We start from the raw sequence: 26,824 nt of genomic DNA, 5'->3' as shown, positions 1-26,824 counted from the left end.
AAAAATTAACGGGTATGCATTCTTATGTTAATATCATTATAACTATTTCAAAAGACTGAAATCTCCAACCAAGAGGAAGAAATTCTGACACTTTTTTAGAAGTGCCAGTCTGTTGTTCCTCAGAGAAATATCCTCGTCCATTACGAGCACATCATTGAAAAATTTTGCAATTACAGGTGCAAGTTCCGAAAGCACTGAAGCAAGTTTTTCCCAGTCAAATTTGTCAACAGAAACCCTGGCCTCTCCTTCAAGCAGGAGGAGCGTCTCATAAAGCTCTTTTTCAGATGACTCGAACAGTTTTGAGAGATCCACATCCCCCGGAGTACTCCCTGATTTATTCAGCAGATTCTTTACTCTTACGGCGGCTGTTATCAGGTCAGCAAAACAAACTTCATCACTTCTCTTTTGAAGAGTCTCAGCCATTCTGAAAGCCTGAAGCGGACGGTTTGATATCGTCTGAAGGACCAGTTCTACAACTTCATGCCTGAATCCTTTTTCCCTCAGCTGGACCTGGAGACGCAGACGTACAAATGCCTTGATCCTGTCCATCATATCCCTGTCCATATCGAATGCAGATGCTGACTTCTCAATGAGCTTATTCAGATCGATATCAAGCGGCAGGCCCCAGATGATCTCGTTTATACATCTTGCGGCCCTGCGAAGACCGTAGGGATCCTGTGATGAGGTCGGTTCTAGTCCGATCTTATATATAGCTGCCAGAGTGTCGGCCCGATCTGCCAGACCTATGAGAGCTCCTGCAAGTCCGGAAGGTATGCTGTCGCCGGCAAACCTTGGTAGATACTGCTCGTAAAGCGCAAGGGCTACCTCTTTCGATTCTCCTGCTTTTTTTGCATATTCCCGTCCCATGACTCCCTGGACATCAGCAAATTCGTAGACCATGCTTGTAACAAGGTCTGCTTTTGCCAGGACTGCAGCTCTCTCAACAACAGCTCGTTTGCTGCCGAGGGAGAGCTCGTCAGTAAGCCAGAGGGCAAGTGCTTTGGTCCTCTGCACCTTGTCATAGACTGATCCAAGCTGTTCCTGGTAAGTTACTGATCTCAGCTCGTTAGCGAGATCGTCCAACGATTTCTGCAGATCCTCTTTCCAGAAGAATGCTGCATCATAAAGTCTGGCCCGAAGGACTCTTTCGTTGCCTTCTCTGACTATTCTCATATCTTTGGCCTTATTGTTGCTGACACCGACAAAATTGGCCATCAGTTTTCCGTCCTTGTTCCTTACGGGGAAATACCTCTGGTTTTTTGCCATTGAAAGAACTAGTACCTCTTCGGGTATTTCGAGGAAATCCTTATCGAAACTACCGTAGAAAACTACAGGATATTCATTGAGGTGTACATTTTCCTCAAGGAGAGCCGGATCGACTTCGACCCTTGCGCCAAGTTCCTTCTCTACTTCAGCGATCCCGCCTAGTATCATGCTTTTTCTCTCTTCCGGATCGGTTATGACAAAATTGTCTTTCATTGCCTTTTTGTATTCGGAAGGATCTTTGATCAGTATCGAACCTGACCCCATGAATCTGTGGCCTCTTGTGCAATAGCCGCTTTTCACTTTTCCGAACTCGACGTTTATAAGTGATTCTCCGTAGAGAGCCATTATCCACCTTACAGGGCGGGCAAAACGAACTGTTGGATCAGCCCAATACATGCTCTTCGGAAAAGAGAGCTTCTTGAGTATTTTATCAAGTATGTGCGGCAGGACAAGCTCTGTAGACTGCCCCTTCTCCCTTTTTTCCGCAACTACATATTCAGTTCCGTTGATCTCCTGTACCTTGAGGTCTGAGACATCCACTCCCCTGCTGCGGGCAAATCCCTTTGCCGCTTTTGTGGGGCTGCCTTCCTGGTCGAAGGCCTGTGCCTTTAGCGGACCTTTGGATAACTCTACACTATCTTTCTGTGAATCAGAGAGATCACTGACCGTAAGAACTAACCTTCGTGGCGTGCACTCTGCCTTTACATTCGAATGATCTATGTGCGCTGAGGCAAGCTCTTCTTCTGTGTATGAAGAGAGGTCGGCCAAAACCTTAGGCATAAAACGCGCGGGAATTTCTTCTGTTCCTATTTCAAAAAGAAGGTCTTTAGCAGACATTATTTTGTGCCTCCTTCAGCTTTTTCAAATTTGTCGAATTTCCCTTTCAGAGGGTGTCCCATCTCTTCTCTCTGTTTAAGATAAGCCTGGCAGCAGGCGCTTGCAATTGCCCTGACCCTGCCAATGTAACCTGTACGCTCCGTTACGCTTATCGCATTTCTTGCATCAAGAAGGTTAAAGGAGTGTGAGCATTTCAGGACATAGTCGTAAGCAGGAAGGACAAGTCCCCTTTCAAGTATCTTTTTTGATTCCGCTTCATACATACTGAAGAGCTGAAAGAGCATCTCGGTGCTTGCCACTTCAAAATTGTATGTCGAATGCTCAACCTCGCCTTTATGATGGACATCGCCGTACTTTACGTTTCCGACCCACTCAAGGTCATATACGTTGTCGACCTTCTGGACGAACATTGCGATACGTTCGATGCCATAGGTAAGCTCTGCAGGGACTACATCCATATCCAAAGATCCCATTTGCTGGAAATACGTGAACTGAGTGACTTCCATTCCATCAAGCCAAACTTCCCATCCAAGCCCCCATGCGCCTGTAGTGGGGTTTTCCCAGTCGTCTTCTACAAATCTGATATCATGCTCTGCAGGATCTATTCCAAGGACCTTAAGGCTCTCAAGATACATCTCCTGGATGTTTTCAGGCGCAGGCTGGATTATTACCTGATACTGGTAATAATGCTGCAGTCTGTTGGGGTTTTCACCATACCTGCCGTCAGTAGGCCTTCTTGAAGGCTCTACATAAGCAACACGCCATGGTTCAGGACCGAGCACCCTCAGTGTTGTTGCAGGATTCATAGTACCAGCACCTACTTCTATATCATACGGTTGCTGGATAACACATCCCTGTGATGCCCAAAAACTTTCCAGGCGCATTATTATTTCTTGAAAATTCACTCTCTGCTGCCTCCTTCAGATAGCACAAAAACTATATTTGATGAATTTTAATCCATATCAGTGAAAAAAGTAACCAGTTTTTTTAACTCATCAGTATATAAAGACGATTTTTCCTGTGATCCTGTCCACTCAATAAATTTATCATGGTTCAAAAGAGCGGCAAACCTGAGGGATTTGAGAGCATCAGCATCAAGGTCCTCCTTATTTGTACCGGAACAGGAGGCACAAATCAGACCGTCGTTGGTCCATCTTGCCCCTGAATCAAGTTTTGAACCACAATTTACACAATACTGAAGCGATGGCGCGAGACCTGCCTCTTTTAGCAGCTTCCATGTAAACCTGTACTCAACTATGTCTACCGGGCAGTTTTCTTTGATCAACAGCATCGATGACCATAATAATATAAGAATATTATTGCTTTCATGTCCTACCATCAGTGTCTTGGAAAGTCTTTTATATAACCTCAGAGCTGATTTCAATTTTTCCGCAGAACATCTGAGGGAAATAAAGTCTTCCTTCACTTCAGCTCCCTGAAGGTAGAGCCTTGCAGGGCTCTGATACAGATCGAACTCTGCCCATACAAGCGGTTCTATTGCACCGCCAAACCTGCACTTGGTTTTTGATGCAGGTGCGCTTACCCAAATTGGACCCATGTCCCTTAAAAAAAGCAGAAGGGATTGCCCCTCTCCTGAGGAATCCCTTCTCTGCAAGACGGTTCCTACCTTCTTATAATACCCCTGAGGAAGTTTATCTGTTTCAAACGAAGATATCAAAAACTATACCCCAGCCGTCGCAGTTCTTCCTGTGACTTTCTCCAACCCGGCTTGACCTTTACCCAAAGCTGGAGATATATCGGATAACCAAATTTCTCTTCAAGTTCTTTCCTTGCAGCCATTCCTATCGTTTTAAGCTTTGCTCCGGACCTTCCGATTATTATCGCCTTCTGCCCTTCACGGTCAACTATTATCGTAGCTCTGATCTCACAGGTTTTAAGCTCCGGGTACTCTTCAGGGCTTTTGAACTCCTCTACCACAACGGCAGTTCCATGGGGAACTTCCTGATCGGTAAAATTCAATATTTTTTCCCTTATCACCTCAGCAGCCAGGAATCGTTCAGTTGCATCCATGAGCATATCCGCGGGATATATTGGAGGCTGCATAGGAAGCATTCCGCTTAAAGTCTCGATAAACACATCCATGTTTGTTCCTTTTTTTGCAGAAAGCGGGATTACAGCGGCAGGAGTGATCCTCGTCTCGTACATTTCCACAGTCTTCCAGAAAACTTCCTGGTCAGAAAACTTGTCGATCTTATTTACGGCCAAAACTATCGGGACGCTGCAATTGGAAAGGAATTCCAATATAAGTTCTTCTTTTTCTCCGATCATACGGTCCCCCGCTTCAACTACAAAGCAGATCAGATCGACCTGTGAAAGGGTTTTAGACGCTTCTTTCACCATAAAGTCCCCAAGCACATGCTTAGGTTTATGTATTCCTGGAGTGTCAACAAATATGATCTGTTCCTTCCCCGTGGTCAATATGCATCGTATCGCATTCCTCGTCGTCTGAGGTTTGGATGAGACAGCTGCGACCTTTTCCTTCAAGAGGGTATTGATTATTGAAGATTTGCCAACGTTAGGACGTCCAAGAAGCGCAACGAAACCGCATCTGTACTCCTGATCTTCATTTTTAATATTATTATTTATCATTTTTAGTCTCTCCTTTCCCGGAGAACTTAAACTGCAGCGGAAGCAGATCGCTAAGCCTGTAGATCACCGGTCTTCCATCCTCTTCAAGCACGACAGACATATCGCTGTTGAACTCCGAAAGAAACTGTCTGCAAGCTCCGCAAGGGGGACAGATCTTTCCTTCAATACCGCCAGCAACAGCGATCGCTACAGGCTTGAGACGGCCTTCCCCTACTGCGGTCGTCATCGCGTTTCTCTCCGCGCATATTGACAGCCCTAAACTGCCGTTTTCAACGTTGCATCCGGATACTACGCTTCCATCTTCAAAGAGTATAGCTGCCCCTACAGGAAAAGAGGAGTAAGGCACATATGCATAGCTCCCTGCCCTCTTTGCTTCATTCAAAAGGGACTTTGCGTCAAAGCCTCTCTCTTCAGGATATTTCATATCCGGCACCTTCTTCCTTAAAAAACTGTTCGACCATTCTATCCTGCTCCATCCACATTTTACCCTCTGAATCTATATCATAATGATCATACCCTATTAGATGGAGGAGACCGTGAGACATTACCAATACAAGTTCTTCTGTGAAGCTTTTATTATTTTCATCGGCATTCTCTGATATTTTATCAGGACATATCACTATGTCGCCAAGGGGCAGGCATTCCCAGCCCGGGGGAGGCACGAAATGTGAATCCTCTTCCCACAAAGGGAAAGACAAAATATCTGTCGATGAATCGATATCCCTGTAACTCAGATTCAGTTCCCTGATCCTTTCAGGATCAACAATAGAAAGAGATATCTCTGCGCACCCGCACTCCTCCGGAAAATTCTCCTTGTTGTTAAGGACGGATGCATAAAGGGCTTCTATCCTCTTCAGGAAATTGTCTGTGTCAGTATTGATCTTCTCTGTTATATACTCTTTTCCTTCAACAATTAGCTTTATTATCATTTGGCACCCGGCTGTCCCTTCTTTTCGGCAGCTGCCCTGATAGACGCGGATATTTCTTTTACCTCACGTGAGTGGTATGTTGACCTTAAAATTTCGATGAAAGATGATTCTATTACCGCCATCTCTCTCATAGTAAAGTCTACATCCCGCATCTGTCCGGCATCGATCTTCTGTTTTATGACGTTTTGTACAAGAAGCCTGAGATCTCGAATGTTTTCAAATGATTTATTTTTTGCCTTGACAGCTGCCTCAACAGAATCTGCAAGCATAATGAGAGCTGTCTCCCTTGACTGGGGGCTGGGACCGGGATACCGGAACTGTTCCTCTGTCGTGTTTTCATCAAGAGCAAGAGCCTTTTCATAAAAATACTTCTGGACTGTTGTCCCGTGATGCTCCGCTATAAACCTTCTCAGTGTCTTGGGAAGCTTTGTCTCTTCTGCTATTTCGAGGCCGTCACGGACATGGGAAATAAGAATAAGACCTGAAAGAGAGGGGGAAAGTTCATCATGGATGTTTTCTCCTCTCATCTGATTTTCAACAAAATATTTGGGATTTTTTAACTTCCCGATGTCGTGGTAGTAAGCCCCTGCTTTTACAAGCAGTCCATTCATCATAAGCTTGTCCGCGGCTGCTTCAGCCATGGTTCCGACCATTAATGTATGATGATAAGTCCCCGGCGCTTCAATCTGAAGCCTTTTGAGAAGAGGCTGCGATGGATGGCTGAGTTCAAGAAGGCGCAGCGGGGAGATAACATCAAAAAGATTTTCCCAGATTGGCAAAAGAGCAATGACCACCGTACTCCAAAAAAGGCTGAACACAAGAGATAGGACAGGCAGTTGATAAGTAAAAAACAAACCTAGCCCCCAGTGTACTGCTATTGAAACTGCCCCAAGACATAGTCCTAAAAAGAACAGGTTTCTCCAGATCGTTACCCTATGGTTAGGCGGGTCAAGGAACAGGATCCTGCCTATGCCCGCAGAAAAAGATGCCATAATGCAGCCAAGTGCCACGATCCCAGGATTGGTGCCAAAAGCTATCATAACGCTGATGATCCCGCCGCCCATTACAATGTGGTAAGAGAGGGAGACCGGCACGGTCAGACAGAGCCAGCCTGTAATACCTAAAACAGCCATTGAATAACCGCCCGTCCTCGCAAACAATAGTTCGAGGGACCATGACACAGCAAGGATGACTGATATATATAACCACTGTCGGAAAGACAGCTTCTCTTTAAGGCCGTTCTCTATCCAGACAGGCCAGAAGCTCCATAGGATGATGGCACCGAGTATAAAGATCAGATGTTTGAAAGGAAACCTGGAATCGGGATATCCCTGCGATGCGAGCAATTTTGCAAGTGAGGGCGTCACTACTTGACCTTTTTGTACAAGCACCTCGCCCGGGCGTATTTCCCTTACGACAGGAGGTATCTGTACGGCTACATCATCCCTCAGTCTCGACGCCATCTCTGAATCACTGTTTAGTGAGGGGTTAAGTACCTTATCTAATATCTGGAATGCAACATTCTTGTCTGACTGGGTCAGCCTCACTACAGAGAGCTCTTTCCATATCAGATCTGTCTGTTCTTCCTTGTTCTGAGACATATTCTTGATTTTTTCAGCTATATTTACGACAGTGCTGACTATGTTGCTCTGGGTAAGTTTAGGCATCCCCGAAAAAAGCCCTAAAAGAGGATTTTGCAGCACCAGTGAATAATCTCCGGACTTTAGGAGTTCTATCTTAGTGGCAACTTCAGAGGCGATCTTTTCGTCCTGAACCATGACGTCGATGATGCGTGAAGCAGCTCTCTGGCGAAGTTCCAGAGTAGCAGCCCTGTCTTCATATCTTGAGGAAGTGAGAGCAAAATATGTTTTTGCTGAAGTGTGTCCTATACGATAATTTTCAAGCCTGTCGAATACAAACCAGTTGCTTATTATAAGCATAGAAGCAACAGCAAGCAGTATCACTCTGAAAGCAATGTACTGTTTGTTGGAAGCTTTTAGTTCAAGATTAGCCTTAAACTGAGATATAAATTTTTTAATTGATGTCTGGCGCTTTTCTCCGTTGTTCATAATCTTCGTAAGCCCTCACTATCCGCTGTACGATCTCATGCCGGACAACGTCACGATTGCTCAATCTGACGAAAGCAATGCCTGGGATGTCGTTGAGGATGTTTTGTACAAGCTTCAGTCCTGATTCCTTGTTGGAGGGAAGGTCGACCTGTGTTATGTCCCCTGTCACTACAGCCTTGGATCCGAAGCCCAAGCGGGTCAGGAACATTTTCATCTGCTCAGGCGTAGTGTTCTGCGCTTCGTCAAGTATGATGAAACAGTCGTTAAGAGTCCTTCCCCTCATGTACGCCAGCGGTGCCAGTTCAATGATGCCTTTTTCAAAATATCTGTTGAACTTTTCAGTCGGCAGAAGATCATAAAATGCATCGTAGAGCGGTCTCAGATAGGGCTCTACTTTATCCATCAGATCACCGGGGAGATATCCCAGCCTCTCTCCAGCTTCAACTACCGGTCTGACGAGAACTATTCTGCTGACTTTGGCCGATTTTAAAAATGCCACTGCCTGCGCTACTGCAAGATATGTTTTGCCGGTGCCTGCCGGTCCAATGGCAAAAGTCACATCATTTTCTCTTATCGCTTGTGTGTATTCCTTTTGTCCGTTTGTGTAGGGACGTATAGGCTTACCCCTGTTGCTTACGCATACAACTTCGTCATAGAGAGATTTTAAATTAACGCTCTCTCCAAGCCCTATCTGGTTCAGCCCATAACGTATCTCTGCGCCGGAAAGTTTTTGTCCGTTCAGCGCAAGCTCCGCATACTGTGTAAGTAGGTTTTCAAGCCTTTTGATAAGTTCTTCGTCCTCGCCCTTTATCAAAAGGCTTGATCCCCTTGCGAAGATCTTGACTGGAAAAGCCTGCTCTACCATACTAAGTATCTCTTCATGTCCCGCAAGGAGCTTCACGATTGACTCTTCGTGAGATGTGAGCGGAGTCAGGCTGTTCTCTGTCATTTTATCGTTAGTCTCTTCCGTTTCTATCATTCCTTAAAAATAAATTATGCTCTTACTACAGATTTAACTTCAGGAACGACCTGCTTTATAGCAGCTTCAACTGTCATGCGAAGTGTCTCCTGGGCATAAGGGCACGTCCCGCATGAGCCGATAAGTTCTACGTAGAGCGTACCGCTTTCTTCGTCAAAACTTATGAAGGATACATCTCCCCCGTGTGTCTGAAGTGCCGGAGACACCTTGGTATTGATCGCATCCATTATCTTTTCCTGTACTGTCATTGATGATTCCTCCTGTGGTTTTTGTCTATTTCAAGCGTCTGGTACGCTTAAAAACTTATTGAATTTCAGCCTGTGCTTGTTCCACTTTCGCCACTGATAACTGCAGGTTTCTTCCGATTATTGGCTGTTAGTGCAATTGTGAAACTGCGACAAAATCAGTCGCGTGAAGCAATGGTGAGCGGTTGTCTTAAAATCTTTGCAGAGCAATGGCTGAGCTGTGGCTGAGCGGTTGCTGGGCCGTTGTAAAACCTTAAAAATCTTTTACCGAGTCATTCCGGTTTGTTTCTCTCCCCGTCATCCCCGTATGCTCTTGAGCGGGGATCCAGGTTTATCGTTTAAATCTTTAATAGCCTGTAATAACCAAAGTTCCAAGCCACTGGATTCCCGATGGATCCATTCGGGAACGACGTGCGGTGGATCTGGATTCCGGGCTCAGTGGCATACGGGAATGACGGGGAATTTAAGTCTTGAAGTTCAAAGATTTAATCTTTAATTCACCGCAGCTTGAAAAGCTGCAAATTCCCCGCGACAGGTCATATCGTAAATACCCGTGGCGCAAACGCCACAATTCCCCCGCTCTTGCAACCGCTTCACGGCGATAAAATCGCCGCTTCACTATTATTTTGTCTGAAGCTTCTTAGCCTTTTCCCAGAATCCGTCCAGTTCATCCAATGTAAAGTCGGCCCAAGCTTTTCCGGACTGCTGAACCTCTTTCTCAACGAACCTGAATCGTTCGGTAAATTTAACGCAGGCTTTGTGCAGAGTGATCTCAGGATCTGCCTTCAAATGCCTTGATAAATTGGCAACGGCGAAAAGGAGATCTCCAAGCTCTTCTTCTATGTCCTCTTTTTCGGCATTGTTGTTAATGTTTTCCTTCAGCTCTGACAGTTCTTCGTCTACCTTAGCCAACACCGGCGCAGGATCTCCCTTTGGCCAGTCGAAGCCGACTTTTCCGGCTCTTTCCTGTATCCTGTATGCTCTCAACAGACCGGGAATACCCCTCGGTACCCCTGCAAGAAGTGAGGAGTCCTCTTTCTTTTTTTGCCTCTCTCCTACTTTGATCTGCTCCCAGTTCCTCAGAACATCTTCGGAACCGTTGACCTCCGTATCCCCAAATACATGAGGATGGCGCCTTATGAGTTTTTCCGTAAGGTGGTCCAAAACTGCACAGATATCGAATTCACCGAGCTCTTCGGCCATACAGGATATAAATACTGCCTGCAGCATAAGATCTCCGCATTCTTCGCAGATGTTGTCCCTGTTATTGTTTTCTATGGCTTCGATAAGTTCATAGGCCTCTTCAATGATGTAGCGCCTCAATGACAGAAAGTCCTGCTCTCTGTCCCAGGGACAGCCGTCAGGAGCCCTCAGGCGTTTCATTACTTCCACTAATTTTATGAATTTATCTCCGGCTGCCTGGTTTATGTTCAATTACAAACCCCCTGATCTTTCTATTCTACCAGATTTAACTGATTTTTCCCTTTATCATTTCGGCCAATATAGTTATTCCCTTGTATCCTCCGGGACCGACAAATCCATCCAGCTTCCGCATCCACGGCAGTTTAAGCTGAAACTCAGTCCATCCCCCGTCAGGGTCCCCCTGGATAACTGTTTCCTGGCTGCTGCATATGATTTTTGTTATTTTAAGTTCATGGGCAGCAGACCTCACACAGGTCAGATCCATTAAAAACTCAAGTGAAGGCGGCAGTTTTCCATAACGGTCAATTGTCTCTTCCTTTAAACTTATCGCCTCAGCCGGAGAATCTGTCTTGAGCATCCTCCTGTAAAGAGTAACTCTCAAATTTTCCTGAGGGAGGTACCCGCTAGGTATAGCTGCAGGAAAGGATATCTCTACCTCAGCCTGTTTTCTTTTTTCTCCCTTAATACTAGCTATCTCTTCGGCCAGCATATCGCAGTATTTCTGGTATCCGACCCTTGTTGAGTTGCCGTGCTGGGCGATCCCTATCAGGTCTCCTCCGCCTCTTATCTGAAGATCTCTATGAGCAAGCTGGTAACCTGCACCCAGCTCATCCAGTTCTGCTATCGCCTCAAGTCGTTCGCTTGCTTCGACGGAAAGATGAACATCAGGAGGGTAGAATAAGAACGCATACGCCTGTTCCTCCCTGCGGCCGACACGTCCTCTCAGCTGGTACATTTGCGCAAGGCCAAGCTCCTGAGCGTCGTCAACTATCAATGTGTTTGCCATTGGTATATCGAGCCCGCTCTCAACTATAGTCGTGCATATAAGTATGTCTATCTCCCCAAGAGAAAATCTCATCATCGTTTTTTCAAGCTGAGCTTCAGGAGTCCGACTGTGTGCAACCTCAATATTTAGCTTCGGAAAAAGTCTTTTCAGCATAACAGTGCGTTCGTGTATGTCGTTGATCCTGTTATGCACGAAAAATACTTGTCCTCCCCTGTTTTTCTCCCTCAAAACTGCACTTTTCAAAAGTTCCTCAGACCATGGTCTGACTACAGTCAGTACGGGCAGACGTCTCTGAGGCGGAGTCTGGAGGACTGACATGTCTCTTAGTCCGCTCATGGAAAGCGAAAGGGATCGGGGAATGGGAGTCGCAGATAGCATGAGCACATCGACACCGGGAGTCATTTTCTTTAAATGTTCCTTGTGCATTACACCGAAACGGTGTTCTTCATCAACGACGACAAGCCCCAGGTCTTTGAATGCCACATCCTGACTCAGCAGTCTGTGTGTGCCTATGATTATGTCGACCTTTCCCTCTTTAAGATCTTCCAGTATCTTTTTCTGGGCCGAGAATGACACAAACCTTGATACAACCTCTACTCTTACAGGAAGGTTCCCAAATCTGGATGAAAAAGTTTCGTAGTGCTGTTGAGCCAGTAGTGTTGTTGGGGCAAGTATGGCCACCTGCTTGCCGCTGAAAGCGGCCTTACCGGCAGCCCTTATCGCAACCTCAGTTTTGCCGAAGCCAACATCACCTACAAGCAGCCTGTCCATAGGTACCGGTCTCTCCATGTCAGCTTCTACATGCTGTATGGCTTTTATCTGATCGTTTGTTTCGACGTAAATAAAACTATTTTCAAGCTCCTTCATCAATTCCCTGTTCGATGAGAAAGAAAAACCCTTCGTAAGCTCTCTGGCAGCATATATCTGAACAAGTTCTTTTGCGGCCTTTTCCGCCATCTCTTTTGCTTTGGCAGAGGCTTTTTTCCACTGCGTTCCCCTTAGGCTGTCTGGTGCCGGTTCCTGCCCGGGCAAAGGCGTCCACGGAGATATCTTATAAAAATGGAGTATCGGGATGAGCAGCCGCCTGTCCTCAGCAAACTGAAGGATAAGATACTCCTCTTCTCCCTCCGCTGATTCTATGGACTGTGGGCCAAGATATCTCGACACGCCGTAATCATCATGCACTACCCATTGACCAGGTATGAGTCCAACTCCCCAGTCGCTTGGAGCTATGACTTCAGTTCTATGCCTCGAAAGTGAGACACCTGAAAGTTCAAGGTCAGTCAGGACTGCCTTTTTAGTCTCCAAATCAATAAAGCCTTCTGAAAGAACTCCTTTTACAGTTTTAAAACCTCTTGACTCAGCCCAGGAAATATTTTGTTTAGATTCTGAATAGACTTCAATGTCGCAGCCCTCACGCAAAAGTTCTTCGCAGTAGTGGTCTACATCCCTCAATTTTCCCCTGAAAAGAGGGAACTGCTTTATTGCGAGCCTTTCGGAGGTATTCTTAACGTCTCTTGTCACCCTTATCCGCCTGTACTTTGTAAAGTAACTGCAGAGATCCTCCCATTGTTTCCACGGGACTGCGTTCTGTTTGTCGCGATCAAGGTTCTGCCATAACCAGACAGAATTTTCAGCTGTGGTATCCAAACCTTTGGGATCGAAGAAAACGACTCTCATTTTATCCGGAAGGAATTTTTCAAGCTCGACCTCTTTTTTCGAGATCAGGCTTTTTAAAGAACATTTATATAAGGTCCGAAGGCTTTTCTGTGTTTCAGGGTCGAAAAACCTTAAACTTTCAATTTCATCATCAAAAAATTCAAGTCTTACAGGAAAAGGGTCAGAGGGGCTGAATATGTCAACAATGCTCCCTCTTGAGACAAACTGGCCCGGCGACCATACAAGCTCATTTCTTTCATAGCCCTTCTGGGCAAGCCATCCAAGCAGTTTTTCCCTTGAAGTCTCTGTTCCCTGTTCGATCTCATAATATTCGCCTCCTACAGAAAACGGGGCAAGAAGTGATGCGGGAGTTGCAGCCATGACACCGCCTTCATGCCTGAAGTTTTCAAGGATGCCCCCCCTTTGAACTTTTAGTGCTTCTGACCTTGATTCATCTTCCGTCAGCGGCATATCCGGAAGCATTTCGACTCTATTAAAGACCCCCAGCATTTCACAATCAGCGGCGAAATCCCTTACCTGCCTCTGGTCAGGAAGCAAAACAAGCAATGAGACATCAGGGCCTCTTACGACCCAGCTCCTCATTGCTCCTTTTGATGCCAGATGTACTGATTTATTCCGCAGCCAGAACTCTTCATCGAGCTCAAAGAGGCTGCTTATTGATCTGCTCTCTTTTTCTTTATCCTGCATTGGTCAAAACTCCATAAAAAAACGCGACCTCCGGTCACGCTTTTTCCTGATCATTAAGCTTGAGTCCGTTAATAGAGCCCATAGCTTTTTGGATATCATATTTCAGCCAAATATTTAAGGCTTCCCATGCAACATCCTCAAGTTTGCACCAGAGTTCTTTCTGTCCGGGAGGGATCCTTCCAAGTACCCAATCAGCCATATTGATCGGCCCCTGCGGTTCACCGACCCCGATCCTAAGCCTTGGAACCTCCAAAGTTTTGAGGGCTCCCAAAATGGACATCATACCTTTCTGCCCACCTGCAGAACCTTTTTCCCTTATCCTTACCCTTCCAAATGGAAGGGCGGCGTCATCATAAATAACAAGGACCTCAGACGGCTCAATATTCTGATAGCGTACAGCTTCTGCCACAGATAAACCGCTGAGGTTCATGTAAGTGTAAGGTTTAAGGAGTGAGATCCTTTCTCCGTTATGAAGAATTGGCCCCCAAAAGGCTCCTTTGAATTTTGCCTGGGGCTCTGAAAGCCCAAGTCTTGAAACAAAAGTGTCTATCATAAGCCAGCCGGCATTATGTCTGGTCCAGGCATACTCAACGCCCGGGTTACCGAGCCCTACTATTAATTTCATAACGATGTCGAATCTTCTCCGATGTTATTCCTCGTCCCCTTCTTTAGCCTTGCCTTTCGCCACTACTTCAACCTCTGCTGATCCCTCTTCAAGGAGGTCTCCTTCTGTCTCAGAAACTGCTCTTGGCTGACTAATATGAAGTACCAGCGTGTCTTCGGCGGTCAGAAGATCGCAATCCTCAGGCAGGGTGAGATCCTTAATGAAGATCTCTCCTCCGATCATGAGTTCGGCAATGTCTACAACAATATCCTCAGGGATGTCGCGAGGCTTGATCTCAACAGAAAGTGACCTTGTGATCTGGTTAAGAAGTCCGCCCTCTTTTATTCCGGGTGCCAGTTCCTTGTTGATCACCCTGATCGGTATCTCGACTTTTATCTTGTGTCCTTTAAGTACCTGATAAAAGTCGATGTGACGTATGTTCTGGGTAAGAAGGTGGCGCTGTACGTCCCTGATTAGCGCCATGCATTCTTTGCCGTCAGACATACCGAGTTCGATAACTGTCGTCTCTCTTGCTTCGCTGTTCGCGATAGGAGCGATAGCTCTTGCAGATACAGTTCCGGCAAGTCCCTGCTTATATTCAGGTCCGTAAAGGATAACAGGTATAAGGTTCTTTGCGCGGATCTTCCTGCAGACGCCGGTTCCCGTCTTCTCTCTTATTGTAAATTCAATTTTCTGCTGCTGTTTTTTTGCTGCCATTGAATGTTTCCTCCTCAGATAATATATGCTTGGTAATTTTTTTTTTGCTCTATGTCTTTCAACGACGGAAACCGCCGCAGAGATACCGTGGGTCGTTTCTAGCGGAAAAGGATGCTTACTGAATGTTCAGAATGGATCCTTCTCAGCGCTTCTGCAAAGAGAGGTGCGATCGGCAGAACTGTCAGTCTGTCAAACTTCTTCTCTTCCTTGAGCGGGATCGTATCTGTTACAACGACCTCCTTGATGAGAGAAGCCTTCAGTCTGTCTATTGCAGGGCCGGAAAGGACTCCGTGCGTCGCGCAGGCATAAATTTCTTTCGCGCCTCTTTCGCGGAGCGCTTCGGCTGCCTTTACCATAGTACCGGCAGTATCAATTATATCGTCGACAAGGATCGCTGTCCTTCCTTCTATGTTTCCTATTATCTCCATCACTTCGCAAACATTCGTCACTTCGTGGGAGCGTCTTTTGTCAACAATAGCGAGTTCTGCGTTGCCTATCTGTTCAGCAAATTTTCTTGCCCTAACAACTCCTCCGATATCAGGCGAGACTACTGTTACCAGCCCCTGATCAACTTCTTTTTTGAGTGTCCTGTGAAAATAAGAAGCAAGAAGCGGAACGCCTGTAAGGTGGTCAACGGGGATATCAAAAAATCCCTGTATCTGGCCTGCGTGAAGGTCGGCAGAAATGACCCTGTCTGCTCCTGCCTTTTCAAGAAGGTTTGCTATCAATTTCGATGTGATAGGTTCCCTCGATCGTGTTTTTCTGTCCTGCCTGGCGTAGCCAAAATAGGGCATGACAAGGTTTACACGATATACAGATGCTCTTCTCAAAGCATCTACTATGATAAGAAGCTCCATCAGGTGCTCGTTGGCAGGTTCACAAGTCGGCTGCACAACATATACGTCGGCTCCCCTGACACTTTCTTCTATCGAAACGCCTATCTCACCGTCAGAAAACCTGAACAGTTTAGACGCTGAAAGGGGAACACCGAGATTCATGCATATGCTTTCAGCAAACTGCTGATGAGCACTCCCCGAAAAAATTTTGACTTCCCTTAAACCTGCAGACATGTCAATTTCCTCCCTTATGGATCTTTCTGCGGGAACTCCAGCCCTCTATATTTTTCTGTCTTGCTCTTGCAACACCAAGAGCGCCTTCAGGAATATCCTCTGTTATCACAGAACCTGCCGCCGTAACGACATTATTTCCTATAGTGACCGGCGCTACAAACATTGTATCACTGCCGACAAAACAATTGTTGCCAATTTTTGTAAAATTCTTTTTTTCTCCGTCATAATTACAGGTTATCGTACCTGCTCCAATATTTGTATGTTCACCAATATCAGCATCACCCACATATGATAAATGAGGAACCTTTGCACCCTTCCTCACAATGCTCTTTTTAATCTCGACAAATCTTCCGACGTGAACATTCTGATGAAGTTCTGCTCCGTCGCGGATAAATACGAAGGGTCCTATTATCGAATTTTCACCGACCCTGCTCTTTTTGATCCTTACTGATCCGACTATCTCAACATTATCCTCAAGCACAGAGTCCTGGAGGACGGTAAAACTTCCTATCCTGCACGCGCTTCCTATCGATGTTTCTCCCCATATCTGGACGTTGGGCTGGATCTCAGTGTCCTCTCCGAGGCTGACCCTGGGACCGATCCAGATAGAAACCGGATCATTACACCTTACTCCCATTCCCATCCACTTATCGAGTATCCTTTTCTTCATAACTGCAGCGGCATCAGCCAGCTGGTTAGGGTCATTTATTCCAAGGAATTCCGTAGGATCAGGCGCTTTAACAGCATCTGTCCGTCCGCCGTTTTTTTCTATAAGAGCTACAGCATCCGGAAGGTAATATTCTTTCTGGCTGTTCATGCAATTCAGATCGTCTATGACCGCTGACAGCGCGCCTGTATTGAATACATACATCCCGCTGTTCACTTCACGGCATTTCCGTTCGTCAGGCGTCGCGTCCTTGTGCTCTACTATCCTTACTGACATGCCGTCTCTTATCACCCTGCCGTAACCTGTGGGATCAGTGAGGTCGAAGCTGAGAAAGCTGCAGCTGTTATTTTTATCTATGTGCGTATCAATAAATTTCTGAAGGGTCACAGCCCTAATCAGAGGAGTGTCCCCAGGGAGAATGACTACGTTTTCAAAATCCTTCCACCAGTCCTGCGCAAGCTTTGCTGCATGTCCTGTGCCAAGCTGTTCCCTCTGCCAAAGAACATTTATTTCGGGAAACTCATTCTTTGTCCATTCCTCGACTGTTTCACCAGAAAAACCAACCATTACAGATATGTCATTGAAACCTGCAAACTTTAACTCAGAAAGGGGGTAGTAAAGAAGCGGTTCTTCCATTATTTTGTGAAGGACTTTGGGCGTTTTACTGCGCATACGTGTACCTTTGCCTGCCGCCAATATCAATACACAGAATCGTCTCTGTTCATGCTGCATGACTCCGGCTCCTTTCATCAAAAACATAAATTTTATATAAAACACAGTAAAACATTGAGAAGGCATTATCATTGCCTACCCGGTCAAAAAAATGCTGGCTGGGGTGGATGGATTCGAACCATCGGTGGCGGATCCAAAGTCCGCTGCCTTTCCTCTTGGCTACACCCCATAACGTGCAACGGACATTATAGCCTGTATATAGAAAATTAGGCAAGTAGAGGGGCTCTATATTATAGTCATTATATTTCAGCATTTTCCGCATAAGATATACAATTATTTTTATATGATTTATAATGACTCTTAAGTCGGATTCTATTTAAACCGGAGGTATAAATATATGTGGACAATAAGTGAAGGTATAAACATTTTAAGAGGACGAGGGGCAAAAATTACCGCTCAGAGGATCGCGATATTGAAGCAGCTTGAAGGCAGGACAGATCATCCGTCAGCTGACATGCTCTACAAAGAACTCGCTGTTGATTACCCGACGATGTCTGTTGCTACTGTTTACAGCACAGCTCAGCTTCTTGCGGATGCGGGGCTCATAAAAATACTCAGCATAGACGATAAAAGAGTATATTTTGATCCGACAACATCCACTCACGGTCACTTCCTTTGCAGAAACTGCGGAAAGCTTGTTGACCTCAAAATTGATGAAGAGGGATTCTTCAAGTCAGCCAGCACTGCTCAGAACAGCATTGCTCAGATAGACAACGCGGAAGTATTTCTCTACGGTCTTTGCACAGATTGCTTCAGCCAAAAATAACAGGTCCGTTTATATTTAATAAGGAGTTCACCTTTCTGCAGCATATCGTATCGAAAACCACAAACACTCTTCTTTTTGTAACGATAATTTTGCTGTCTGCAACTGTAGTTTATGCTCCTGCTCGCGCAAACACTGCACCTTCAACCCTTTACCAGATAAGTATTCCCATGGAACCAGGCAAAGATGTGACCGTAAGTTCAATAGACGGTACAACTGCTGTTATCGGTCAGGTAACCGCTTTGCCGCAGACGACAAGATGGCCCAGCTACAGTGCCAGTGCATGGGGTACTCCTGGAGAAGTATGCGCATCAGCTGTCAACGCTGTGCATATGCTCGTTTCTGTTGAAAAAGAAAAAGGAAGGACACTCAGTATCATCCCACGCGAGACAATCGCCCCTGCCGCGGGTCCCGGAGCATCCGTGGTAATCTCCTCGAAGGCAGGAACCGGAATTTTTGGTGCCTGGGCTCCTCCTGTAGGGTCAAAGATCTCGGTTATAAAAAAAGGAACAGATAAGCCATCCCAATTATCTGTCAATAATCTCCCCCAAAAGGGTGACACTCTTATCGTCACTGTTCAAACAATGGATCATGGATACATGGCTGAGATCGAAAACAGACCGGGTGGAAGGGTCACAGAGTGGAGCAAAGACGGATATCGCATCATAGGTCGTGTGATCAGGCCTCTTGCCGGAACAGGGCGTTTTGAAGGCACTTTGTTCCAAAAAACCGGCTCGCTTAGGGCAAATCACTGCGGTGTTATCGATTTCAGTTCCTCGCAAAGGGGCAAGATCGGGGGATTCCAGATAATTCCCTGGGATCACGCACTATTATCAAAAGAAATGCAGGGCTCGTGGGACATGACCCAATGGATGATAATCGGTCCAAGTGACGGAAGGTCTATGATGGGAGGTACATCCCCTCTTTTCAAAGGTGTTCTTGTCTCCGGTCCGTCAGAAGGGGAACTTCTATGGGACATATGGTCGACCTATGGAAGAAGATCTCTCATCCTGGCAAGAAAAAACGGGGGCCCGTGGGAAAAACTTCCTGAAGTCACCGGCAGAAATGATTACGCGCTTAAAGATGTGACACACCTCAAAATATATTTCCCGTTCACAGATGAACCGGCTCTTTAAAGAATTCTAAAACGATTTTGCAACCTAAAAATAGAAGCAGGGCAATTGCCCTGCTTTTTCATATCTTCACATTCAATTCTTTTTCGATAGTATCTATGATGATCTTCCTGAGATCATGATCCTGAAGGGCCTTTATAATGGTCGCTTTGATCCAGCCCTCCCTTACACCGCAGTCCAATCTTCTTCCCTTATACAAAAGCGCATAGACAGGCTCTTCTTCCAGCATCGAAGCAATAGCGTCAGTAAGCTGGTATTCGCCTCCCCTGCCCCTCTTTATGCTTTTGAGGTGCTTGAATATAGAAGGAGAGAGTACATATCTTCCCATTATTGCCAGGTTTGACGGAGCATCATTCGGATCTGGCTTCTCGACGAGCCCCTTCACCCTGTAAACTCCCGGTTCCACCTCTTCTGCATCAACTATCCCATACCTGGAAGTATCTTCTTTATCAACTTCCTCAAGGCTCAAAACTGAACCGCTGTATTTTTCTCTCACTGATTCAAGCTGAGCAAGCACTGTAGGCTCAGCTATCATTACATCGTCAGGCAGCAAAAGCCCAAAGTATTCATCATTACAGAATTCTTCTGCGCACATAACAGCATGGCCAAGTCCAAGAGGCTTCTCCTGAAGAGTGTAATGAAAGTCGGCAAGTTCAGGTATCTTTTTCAACTGTTCAGCCAGGTCTTCCCTGCCTATGTCCATAAGATGTCCCTCAAGCTCAGAAGAATGCTGGAAGTACTGAAAAATGGTTTCCTTCCCCGTACCTGTAACGAAAATTATTTCTTCGCATCCCGATGCTACCGCCTCATCTACTCCATAATGGATTAGTGGCCTGTCTATAAGAGGCATCATTTCTTTAGGGATGTCCTTTGTTACCGGCAGGAACCTCGTCCCAAGTCCGGCAACCGGGAAGACGGCCTTTCTGATATGATGGAATGTCATTTAATTACCCCCTGTACATGCTATTTCAAGTATAGTATTTTCAAGCATGTCTGCTGTAGCATTCATTAGATCGTGGTTCCTCGACTCAACAAATATTCTTATCAGCGGTTCGGTGCCTGATGGCCGCAGGAGCATCCTTCCTTTTCCTTTAAGCTCATTCATCGCAATTTTTTCAGCTTTCTTAAGCCTGGAACTGCCCAAAATTAAATCTTTGTTTTCAATCCTGAGATTTCTGAGTACCTGCGGGTATCTGTCAAATCGGTCAGAGAGCGTGGATATGTCTTCACCCAGATCAGAGATCGCTCTTAGAAACAAGAGGCCTGAACATAATCCATCTCCGGTGTTTGCAAAGTCAAGAGCGATCAGGTGACCGGACTGTTCCCCACCAACTCGGCTTTTTTTCTTACGCATAGTGTCAAGGACATATCTGTCTCCTACACCGCACCTGAAAACCTTTATCCCGTCTTTCCTGAGCAGATCCTCAAGAACCATGTTGCTCATAACGGTAGCTACAACACCGGAACCAAGAGTCCCCTTCATTGAAAGCCAGCGTCCTATCACCCAGAGCATGATGTCACCATCGATGATCCTGCCCTTTCCGTCGCACATCAGCACTCTGTCTGTGTCGCCATCGTAAGCTATACCTATGTCTGCCTTTTTATTTATAGTCTTTTCCCTGAGAAAACCCATATTTGTGACCCCAACACCCAAATTTATATTTAAACCATCAGGTTCGTTAGCGAAAATCGAGACTTTGCCCTTCCAATTCTTGAACAATGGTTCCACCAGCGCTGAAGCGGCACCGTTGGCAGCATCGATCACGATCGAATATTCCCTGTTTTCAACCTTATCCATAATTCCAATGAGAAATTTCAGGTAATCATCCGTTAGGCCGGGGGCGTTGGTGATCCTGCCTATGCTCCCATGGATCGGCCTCTCTATTTCTTCTTTCACATCGAAAAGAGATTCTATTTCCAGTTCCTCATCGTCAGATAGCTTGAAACCTTCTCCGTCAAGAAATTTAATGCCGTTATACTCTGCCGGGTTATGGGAAGCACTTATGACAGCCCCTCCGTCAAAATCGCCAGCCGCGACGGAATAACTTACCCCTGGAGTCGGGATCTCGCCTATTGTATAAACATCCCCTCCTGCTGATGTTATTCCTGCACACAGCGCATATTCGATCATGTGTCCGGAATAGCGGGTGTCTCTGCCAACAACGATCTTAGGCTTAGAATTGCCCCTTTTTAAAAGAAAAAGCGTAAATGCTCTTCCCAGTTTCATGGCCGATTCAGGTTTCATCATCCCCCTGTTTGCGATATCCCTGACACCGTCTGTGCCAAACATGCGTCTTACTTTAGTATTTTCCACCCAAGCCACCCCTTAATAAATAGCAGAACTGCGGCAAGAACATGCCGCTTGAGTCGGTTGCAAATCAGTCGGGAATCAGTGGGGAGTCAGTGGTTAAAATACCCAAACCCCAAATCACCATAATCCCGGCATATCACATTCTCTGCATCTCCGTGTGCCCTTGATCATAAAAACAGTGTTTCTCGTTAGATAAACTTATAGAAAAAGATTTATTTCCGCCTTACTACAAATGCGTTCTTGAATCTGAGATTCGTCTCTTTTGTCTCCCCGGTATGCCTCTGGTGTAACTACCAGCCGATTCGTGCAACTTGTAACTCGTTGGCTCTCTTCCCGTCAGCCGGGATGACGGAGATTGGGCTTAGGTCTTACCTATTGACTACCAACTGATTTGCAATTGATTCACCACCGATTCCCGCGACAAGACTATAGTCGCTGTCCCCAATAACCGCTTGCCAATAGCTTGCCCGTCCTTACAATCGCTTCACGGCGATAAGATCGCCGCTTCACTCAGGACACAAGTCCTGCCGTTTAGCCATTGCTTAGCCATGTCTTTAATCCACTACTGTTACTGTTACCTGTTCAGGTTCTATCCTTAGGACTTTGAAATCAGATCTTAGATTCTTTACAAGTACCGGCAGATTTAGCTGCTTTGAAACTATATTGGATACGTCTACGTAAAGATCACAAGGCACAGACCCCGACTGAAGTGCATCAACATCTGCCTTTGTACCCTGGATAGTCAGCTTTACAGACTGCGGAGAAATTTTCCATTCTCTCCCCTGTACAGCCCCCTCAGTCATGACCCCAACATTGTTATATGTCTTATCCGCAATTTTTTTTCGAATATATATTTCTACTCTTGCCCTTTCAGGGCCGCTTATCTCTATCTCAGGCGTTATTTCAACAGGCTGGAGCGGAAGCATAAGGTTCAGATTCTGATCAAGCCCGGATATATCCACCGGCGGCAAAACAAGGGATGTCATCTTTTTCACAGCAGTACTCTTTCCCTTGATCGCTACGCTCTCTGGTATTACCTTCACAGTGTCAAGCTCATATCCTTCGGCAGGTGTTCCGACAACAGAGACCTCGACAGGTATGCTCTCTCTCAGTATCTCGTTTTCGAGAGTGACAGTCACTCCGACCTTCTTCGGGGTTATGGTGATCCGATCGGCACTTCCGGAAGTATTTGCTACTGTAACAGGGAGCATCATGCTCTCACCGTCTTTGATCTTAGAGCCTGGAATAACTGTCTCAATAGCCTGAACGGCAAGAACATCAGATTCAGGACCGCTTATCACAGCTTCCTTGGGAAGGATCTTTGAAGATGATATGACCATACCTTCAGGTATATTTCCTTCGACCCTGTAAGATATACTCACCGTACGCTCTACATGCCTGTATATTTCAACATCAGCTGTTGAGGGCTGCCAGCTTCTTAGCCTTACGAAGGACGGTGTGCTGATGCTTATCGGAAGGCTGTATTTGCCCGGCTGCAGTCCCTGGAGGTCTACCCTGACCGAAATGTCAGTCTGTTCGACCCTGGAAAGAGCATTGAGGTTTCCTGCCAGCTTAATTTCTACTTTTCTTGAATTGTCGAACATTGAGTACCCCCTCTGGAGGTTCACATACTCAATGTTAGCAGACATCGAACGAGTTCCGTCGCTATTTCCGTCCCATGCGACAAAAGCCCACAACATAAGTGAAATTACTAGAGAAACGGTAAAAAGACCAAGGTTAGACCTAAGTCTTCCCGTTCCACGTATATTGATCCAGCGATTCAGCCTTTCAATATATCTTTTAGCTATATCCTGCATTCTCCGAACGTCCTTTGAGCTGCCGCTGCTGCTATTGTTATTATTCTTCATTTGGAACACTCCCCGGCCACTGCTGAACGATCTCTTCTCTCAGCCTGTCCATGAAGTTGGAACCTCTGCCTTCATAGCTGAAATAATGGCCGCATATACTTCTGAGCTGGACCTCGCTCAATGGTTTTGAGAGCCGGCCGCCAACTGCAACTGTGATTTCTCCTCGTTCTTCAGAAACAGCTATAGCAAGAGCATCAGACATCTCTGTAACACCGAGGGCAGCTCTGTGCCTGGTTCCGTACCATCTTGAAATGTCAGTCTTTTCTGTGAGCGGCAAATAACATCCAGCTGCTATGATATTATTCTGGTCTATGACTACCGCACCGTCGTGAAGGGGAGTGCCAGGCCAGAAGATCGATACCATCAATTCCTCTGTTATGTCTGCCTTGAGAGAAACAGCTGTCCTCCATACCTCTTTAAGACTTGTGTTTCTCTGAAGTACACAAAGAGCTCCTATCCTCTGAGATTTGCAGTAAAGCATAGCCTTGGTGAGGTTATCGGCTTTTATGTCTACCATCTCTTCATTGTTGTCAACTTTCCACAGGTGCCCCTTGCCAAGTTCTTCAAGCATGTGCCTCAGTTCAGGCTGGAACAGGATGGGGATTACAATAATGAAAGCACTCAAAAGTTTTCCAATCATCCAAGAAAGGCTTCTCAGTTCAAGGATGTTAGCTAAAGCGCCGATCAGTCCTATGATCATTACACCTCGTATGAGCTGCATGGCACGAGTTCCGACCAGGAGCAAAAGAACTCTGTATATAATAAAGGCAACAATAAAAATGTCAGGGATATCCTGCCAGCGCAAATCAAAAAACGGCAATGGTACCACCTCCTTTTACTATTATCACTTACTCTCCCCTGAGTTTTCTGAGCAGCGCAAGATTCCCCTCATCACCCATTCCCTCTTTGGGCGTTTCAAGTACTGCCGGAACATCTTCAAACCTTATATCGTTTACCAGCATTGAAAAGGGGGCAAGCCCTATAGTTCCTTCTCCCAGGTGCTGGTGCCTGTCTTTTTTGCTTCCTTTTTCCATCTTGCTGTCACTAAGATGCCAACAATGTATCCTTTCCAGGCCAACATTCTTTTGGAGTATTCCTACCAGCCTGTTATATGATTCGTAAGTCCTTATCTCATAACCTGCTGCAAAAACGTGGCAAATATCCACACAAAAACCTATCCTGGGATCATCTTCCAAAAGATCAAGAAGGCCGGAAAACTGAGCCACGTCACCGCCAAGCACTGAACCCTGTCCGGCCATGGTCTCAAGCAAGATCCTTACTTTCATCTCACAGGTAAGATTGAGCACTTTCCGGAGAGATGCAGATACCTGCTTCAAAGCCTCTTCCCGGGTCCCATTGACCGCAAATCCGGGATGGAGGACAACATCGCCGATACTTAGGTTATTACACCTTTCCAGCTCACTGATCAGCGCTTCTTCACTTCTTTCTCGTGTAGCGTCTGTACCTGCAAGGTTTATCAGGTAAGAAGCATGAGACACCACTTTTTTGACTGAGCTTTGTTTAGATGCTATGTAAAAATCCTCGATCTCCTGAAATGAGAGCGGTCTGTTTAGCCATTGACGCTGGTTCCTCGTGAATATCTGCATTGACTCACAGCCAATTGCGTCAGCTCTCTGATATGCTTTGTGAAGGCCTCCCGCAGTTGATATGTGAGCTCCTATAAGAGCCACTACTGGCTCCGCCCCAGATAAACAACGCCGCGTATCCCGTCAAGAGTAATTAACATACCGTCCTCGACCGCATCAAATATCCCGGAAACTCCAACAATTCCCGGAAGTCCCATATCTAAAGAGGCAACTGCAGTATGGCAGGAAAAACCGTCCTCTTCACTGACGACGCCTGCAGCCCTTTCCATGGAGGGGATAAACCCCCTGTCAGTTTTTCTTACGACCAGGATCGAACCAGGTGTTACCTTCTCATTTGCTTCCTCGCAGCTCTCTGCCTTGCAAACGACCCCTCTGACTTTTCTTTTTATAAGCGAAAGTCCTTTCCCAATTATTTCTCCAACAGTATAGACCTGAACTAAGTTAGTACTGCCCGGAACTCCAAGTGGGATCCCAGATGTGAACACTACGTTATCTCCGCCTTTAATAAGCCCTTCTTCCTGGACTAAGGAGAGAGAATTTGAAACAGATTCTTCTACATCTGTAGTGAATGGACAAACCAGTGGATATACTCCCCAGACAAGCGCCAGTTCACGCCATGTTGAAAATGATGGTGTCAGAGCAATGACCGGACAGTCAGGTCTGTATTTGCTCACCATTCTTGCTGTTGACCCGCTCCTCGTTAATGAAAGGATAGCAGCAGCACATACTGTTTCGGAAATATCCCGTGCAGCACGGCTTACAGCATCCGCTATCTCTCCGCAGTTGAAAAAGATCTTAGGTGTCCTTTGCCATTCCCTGAGGTTTTCTTCTGTCCTCATTAATATTTTATTCATTATCTTTACTGATTCAACAGGATATTTGCCGCTTGCTGTTTCACCTGAAAGCATAACTGCATCTGCACCGTCTATTACAGCATTGGCGACATCGCTTGCCTCTGCCCGCGTTGGCTTTGGATTACGGATCATTGAATCAAGCATCTGAGTTGCGACTATAGCCGGCTTTCCCTGTGAGCGGCATTTTTCGATTATCTCTTTCTGTACCATAGGGACATCCTCGGTGGGCATTTCTACACCAAGATCACCCCTAGCGACCATTATTCCGTCAACGACAGCAAGTATTTCATCTATATTTTCGACCGAGTGTCTTGTTTCTATCTTTGCGATTATCTTTGATTCGCCCGAATTTTCCTCCAAAACTTTTCTTACGCCAATGATATCTTCCTTTCCTCTGACGAAAGAAACAGCTATATAGTCAACTTTGTGCTCAACACCCCATCTGATGTCGCTAATATCCTTATCTGTAAGTGTCGGTACTGAAAGGTTCGCTCCCGGGACGTTGACGCCCTTCTTTTCACCAAGTTCTCCGCCAACCAGAACACGGCATTTGATCGCTGCGGGGTCAAGGGCTTCCACTGACAGAAGAATAGAACCGTCGTCTATAAATATTTCCTGACCAACAGAGACCTCCTTATAGAGATCAGGATAATCTACATATACTCCATCTGCGTTCCCCACAACGTGCTCAAAAAAAAGATAGAATTCTTTACCCGACTCAAGCAGGATCTTTTCATGATTTGGCAGCATGCCGGTTCTGATCTCAGGACCCTTTGTGTCGAGAATTGTTGCGACTGGCCTGCGAAGTGTGGCTTCGACCTTGCGGACATTGTCTATAGTCCTTGTATGCGATGCATAATCTCCGTGGCTGAAGTTAAGACGAGCAACATTCATCCCTGAGTTCACAAGCTGAGTGATGATTTCCTCCTCCCAGCACGCCGGACCCATTGTGCAAATTATTTTAACTTTTCTCTCTAATCTTTTCAT

The 26,824-nt window shown here is 45.9% G+C and carries 23 protein-coding genes and 1 tRNA gene; 2 read left to right on the top strand and 22 right to left on the bottom strand.

The features are described from left to right. Positions 1-42 precede the first annotated feature (42 nt). The 16 genes from CVV54_05225 to CVV54_05150 all read right to left on the bottom strand — a co-directional run bounded on the left by CVV54_05225 (position 43) and on the right by CVV54_05150 (position 17,470). The gene (locus tag CVV54_05225; GenBank protein ID PKL04863.1) at positions 43-2,103 is read right to left on the bottom strand and encodes a glycine--tRNA ligase subunit beta; all 2,061 of its coding nucleotides are present in this window, start codon (positions 2,101-2,103) and stop codon (positions 43-45) included. Continuing rightward, on the bottom strand, positions 2,103-3,008 hold the full coding sequence (glyQ, locus tag CVV54_05220) for a glycine--tRNA ligase subunit alpha (protein PKL04862.1): 906 nt from the start codon (positions 3,006-3,008) through the stop codon (positions 2,103-2,105). Before glyQ ends, CVV54_05225 begins: the two co-directional genes overlap by 1 nt. Before the next feature lie 47 nt (positions 3,009-3,055). Further along, positions 3,056-3,781 (bottom strand): DNA repair protein RecO, encoded by a 726-nt coding sequence (gene recO, locus CVV54_05215; GenBank protein PKL04861.1) that lies wholly within the window; start codon positions 3,779-3,781, stop codon positions 3,056-3,058. Further along, the gene (locus CVV54_05210; protein PKL04860.1) at positions 3,778-4,713 is read right to left on the bottom strand and encodes a GTPase Era; all 936 of its coding nucleotides are present in this window, start codon (positions 4,711-4,713) and stop codon (positions 3,778-3,780) included. Before CVV54_05210 ends, recO begins: the two co-directional genes overlap by 4 nt. Further along, positions 4,703-5,137: a cytidine deaminase gene (locus CVV54_05205; protein PKL04859.1), complete on the bottom strand. Its 435-nt coding sequence runs from the start codon at positions 5,135-5,137 to the stop codon at positions 4,703-4,705. Before CVV54_05205 ends, CVV54_05210 begins: the two co-directional genes overlap by 11 nt. Next, positions 5,124-5,642 carry an rRNA maturation RNase YbeY gene (ybeY, locus tag CVV54_05200; GenBank protein ID PKL04858.1) on the bottom strand — a complete coding sequence of 173 codons (519 nt, stop codon included), beginning with the start codon at positions 5,640-5,642 and terminating at the stop codon, positions 5,124-5,126. The genes CVV54_05205 and ybeY overlap by 14 nt, the downstream gene beginning before the upstream one ends. Then, positions 5,639-7,711 (bottom strand): hypothetical protein, encoded by a 2,073-nt coding sequence (locus CVV54_05195; GenBank protein ID PKL04857.1) that lies wholly within the window; start codon positions 7,709-7,711, stop codon positions 5,639-5,641. Before CVV54_05195 ends, ybeY begins: the two co-directional genes overlap by 4 nt. Then, the gene (locus CVV54_05190) at positions 7,677-8,690 is read right to left on the bottom strand and encodes a phosphate starvation-inducible protein PhoH (protein ID PKL04856.1); all 1,014 of its coding nucleotides are present in this window, start codon (positions 8,688-8,690) and stop codon (positions 7,677-7,679) included. The genes CVV54_05195 and CVV54_05190 overlap by 35 nt, the downstream gene beginning before the upstream one ends. Before the next feature lie 14 nt (positions 8,691-8,704). After that, on the bottom strand, positions 8,705-8,938 hold the full coding sequence (locus CVV54_05185) for a NifU family protein (protein PKL04855.1): 234 nt from the start codon (positions 8,936-8,938) through the stop codon (positions 8,705-8,707). Between the two features lie 618 nt (positions 8,939-9,556). Further along, positions 9,557-10,363: a nucleoside triphosphate pyrophosphohydrolase gene (locus CVV54_05180; GenBank protein ID PKL04893.1), complete on the bottom strand. Its 807-nt coding sequence runs from the start codon at positions 10,361-10,363 to the stop codon at positions 9,557-9,559. 40 nt (positions 10,364-10,403) lie between these two features. Further along, positions 10,404-13,511, bottom strand: a complete 3,108-nt coding sequence (gene mfd / locus CVV54_05175) for a transcription-repair coupling factor (GenBank protein ID PKL04854.1) — start codon at positions 13,509-13,511, stop codon at positions 10,404-10,406. 34 nt (positions 13,512-13,545) lie between these two features. Further along, the gene (locus tag CVV54_05170; protein ID PKL04853.1) at positions 13,546-14,136 is read right to left on the bottom strand and encodes an aminoacyl-tRNA hydrolase; all 591 of its coding nucleotides are present in this window, start codon (positions 14,134-14,136) and stop codon (positions 13,546-13,548) included. A 24-nt stretch (positions 14,137-14,160) separates the two neighbouring features. After that, positions 14,161-14,832 carry a 50S ribosomal protein L25 gene (locus CVV54_05165; protein ID PKL04852.1) on the bottom strand — a complete coding sequence of 224 codons (672 nt, stop codon included), beginning with the start codon at positions 14,830-14,832 and terminating at the stop codon, positions 14,161-14,163. A gap of 98 nt (positions 14,833-14,930) precedes the next feature. Beyond that, on the bottom strand, positions 14,931-15,902 hold the full coding sequence (locus CVV54_05160; GenBank protein PKL04851.1) for a ribose-phosphate pyrophosphokinase: 972 nt from the start codon (positions 15,900-15,902) through the stop codon (positions 14,931-14,933). Position 15,903: 1 nt separating this feature from the next. Then, on the bottom strand, positions 15,904-17,301 hold the full coding sequence (gene glmU / locus CVV54_05155; protein ID PKL04892.1) for a UDP-N-acetylglucosamine diphosphorylase/glucosamine-1-phosphate N-acetyltransferase: 1,398 nt from the start codon (positions 17,299-17,301) through the stop codon (positions 15,904-15,906). A gap of 95 nt (positions 17,302-17,396) precedes the next feature. Then, positions 17,397-17,470 (bottom strand) — tRNA-Gln (locus tag CVV54_05150). A gap of 168 nt (positions 17,471-17,638) precedes the next feature. Between CVV54_05150 and CVV54_05145 the strand changes: the two genes are divergently transcribed. Beyond that, positions 17,639-18,067: a transcriptional repressor gene (locus CVV54_05145; GenBank protein PKL04850.1), complete on the top strand. Its 429-nt coding sequence runs from the start codon at positions 17,639-17,641 to the stop codon at positions 18,065-18,067. After that, positions 18,049-19,200, top strand: coding sequence for a hypothetical protein (locus CVV54_05140; protein PKL04849.1), 1,152 nt, complete (start codon positions 18,049-18,051; stop codon positions 19,198-19,200). Before CVV54_05145 ends, CVV54_05140 begins: the two co-directional genes overlap by 19 nt. Before the next feature lie 58 nt (positions 19,201-19,258). Here CVV54_05140 and galU read toward each other — a convergent pair whose 3' ends face one another. From galU to pyk, 6 genes are all read right to left on the bottom strand, one after another. Beyond that, a complete protein-coding gene (galU, locus tag CVV54_05135) occupies positions 19,259-20,140 on the bottom strand; it encodes a UTP--glucose-1-phosphate uridylyltransferase (protein PKL04848.1) in 882 nt (293 codons plus the stop codon). Then, the gene (glmM, locus tag CVV54_05130; GenBank protein ID PKL04891.1) at positions 20,141-21,487 is read right to left on the bottom strand and encodes a phosphoglucosamine mutase; all 1,347 of its coding nucleotides are present in this window, start codon (positions 21,485-21,487) and stop codon (positions 20,141-20,143) included. A gap of 575 nt (positions 21,488-22,062) precedes the next feature. After that, complete coding sequence (locus CVV54_05125; GenBank protein ID PKL04847.1) at positions 22,063-23,376, bottom strand: hypothetical protein; 1,314 nt, start codon at positions 23,374-23,376, stop codon at positions 22,063-22,065. Then, positions 23,366-24,196 (bottom strand): TIGR00159 family protein, encoded by an 831-nt coding sequence (locus tag CVV54_05120; GenBank protein ID PKL04846.1) that lies wholly within the window; start codon positions 24,194-24,196, stop codon positions 23,366-23,368. Before CVV54_05120 ends, CVV54_05125 begins: the two co-directional genes overlap by 11 nt. Before the next feature lie 28 nt (positions 24,197-24,224). Beyond that, the gene (locus CVV54_05115) at positions 24,225-25,067 is read right to left on the bottom strand and encodes an endonuclease (protein PKL04845.1); all 843 of its coding nucleotides are present in this window, start codon (positions 25,065-25,067) and stop codon (positions 24,225-24,227) included. Beyond that, positions 25,067-26,824, bottom strand: coding sequence for a pyruvate kinase (gene pyk, locus CVV54_05110; GenBank protein ID PKL04844.1), 1,758 nt, complete (start codon positions 26,822-26,824; stop codon positions 25,067-25,069). Before pyk ends, CVV54_05115 begins: the two co-directional genes overlap by 1 nt.

This window comes from Synergistetes bacterium HGW-Synergistetes-1, assembly GCA_002839185.1.
Classification (GTDB): domain Bacteria; phylum Synergistota; class Synergistia; order Synergistales; family Synergistaceae; genus Caenicola.
This window is presented reverse-complemented; position numbering and strand designations above follow the sequence as displayed.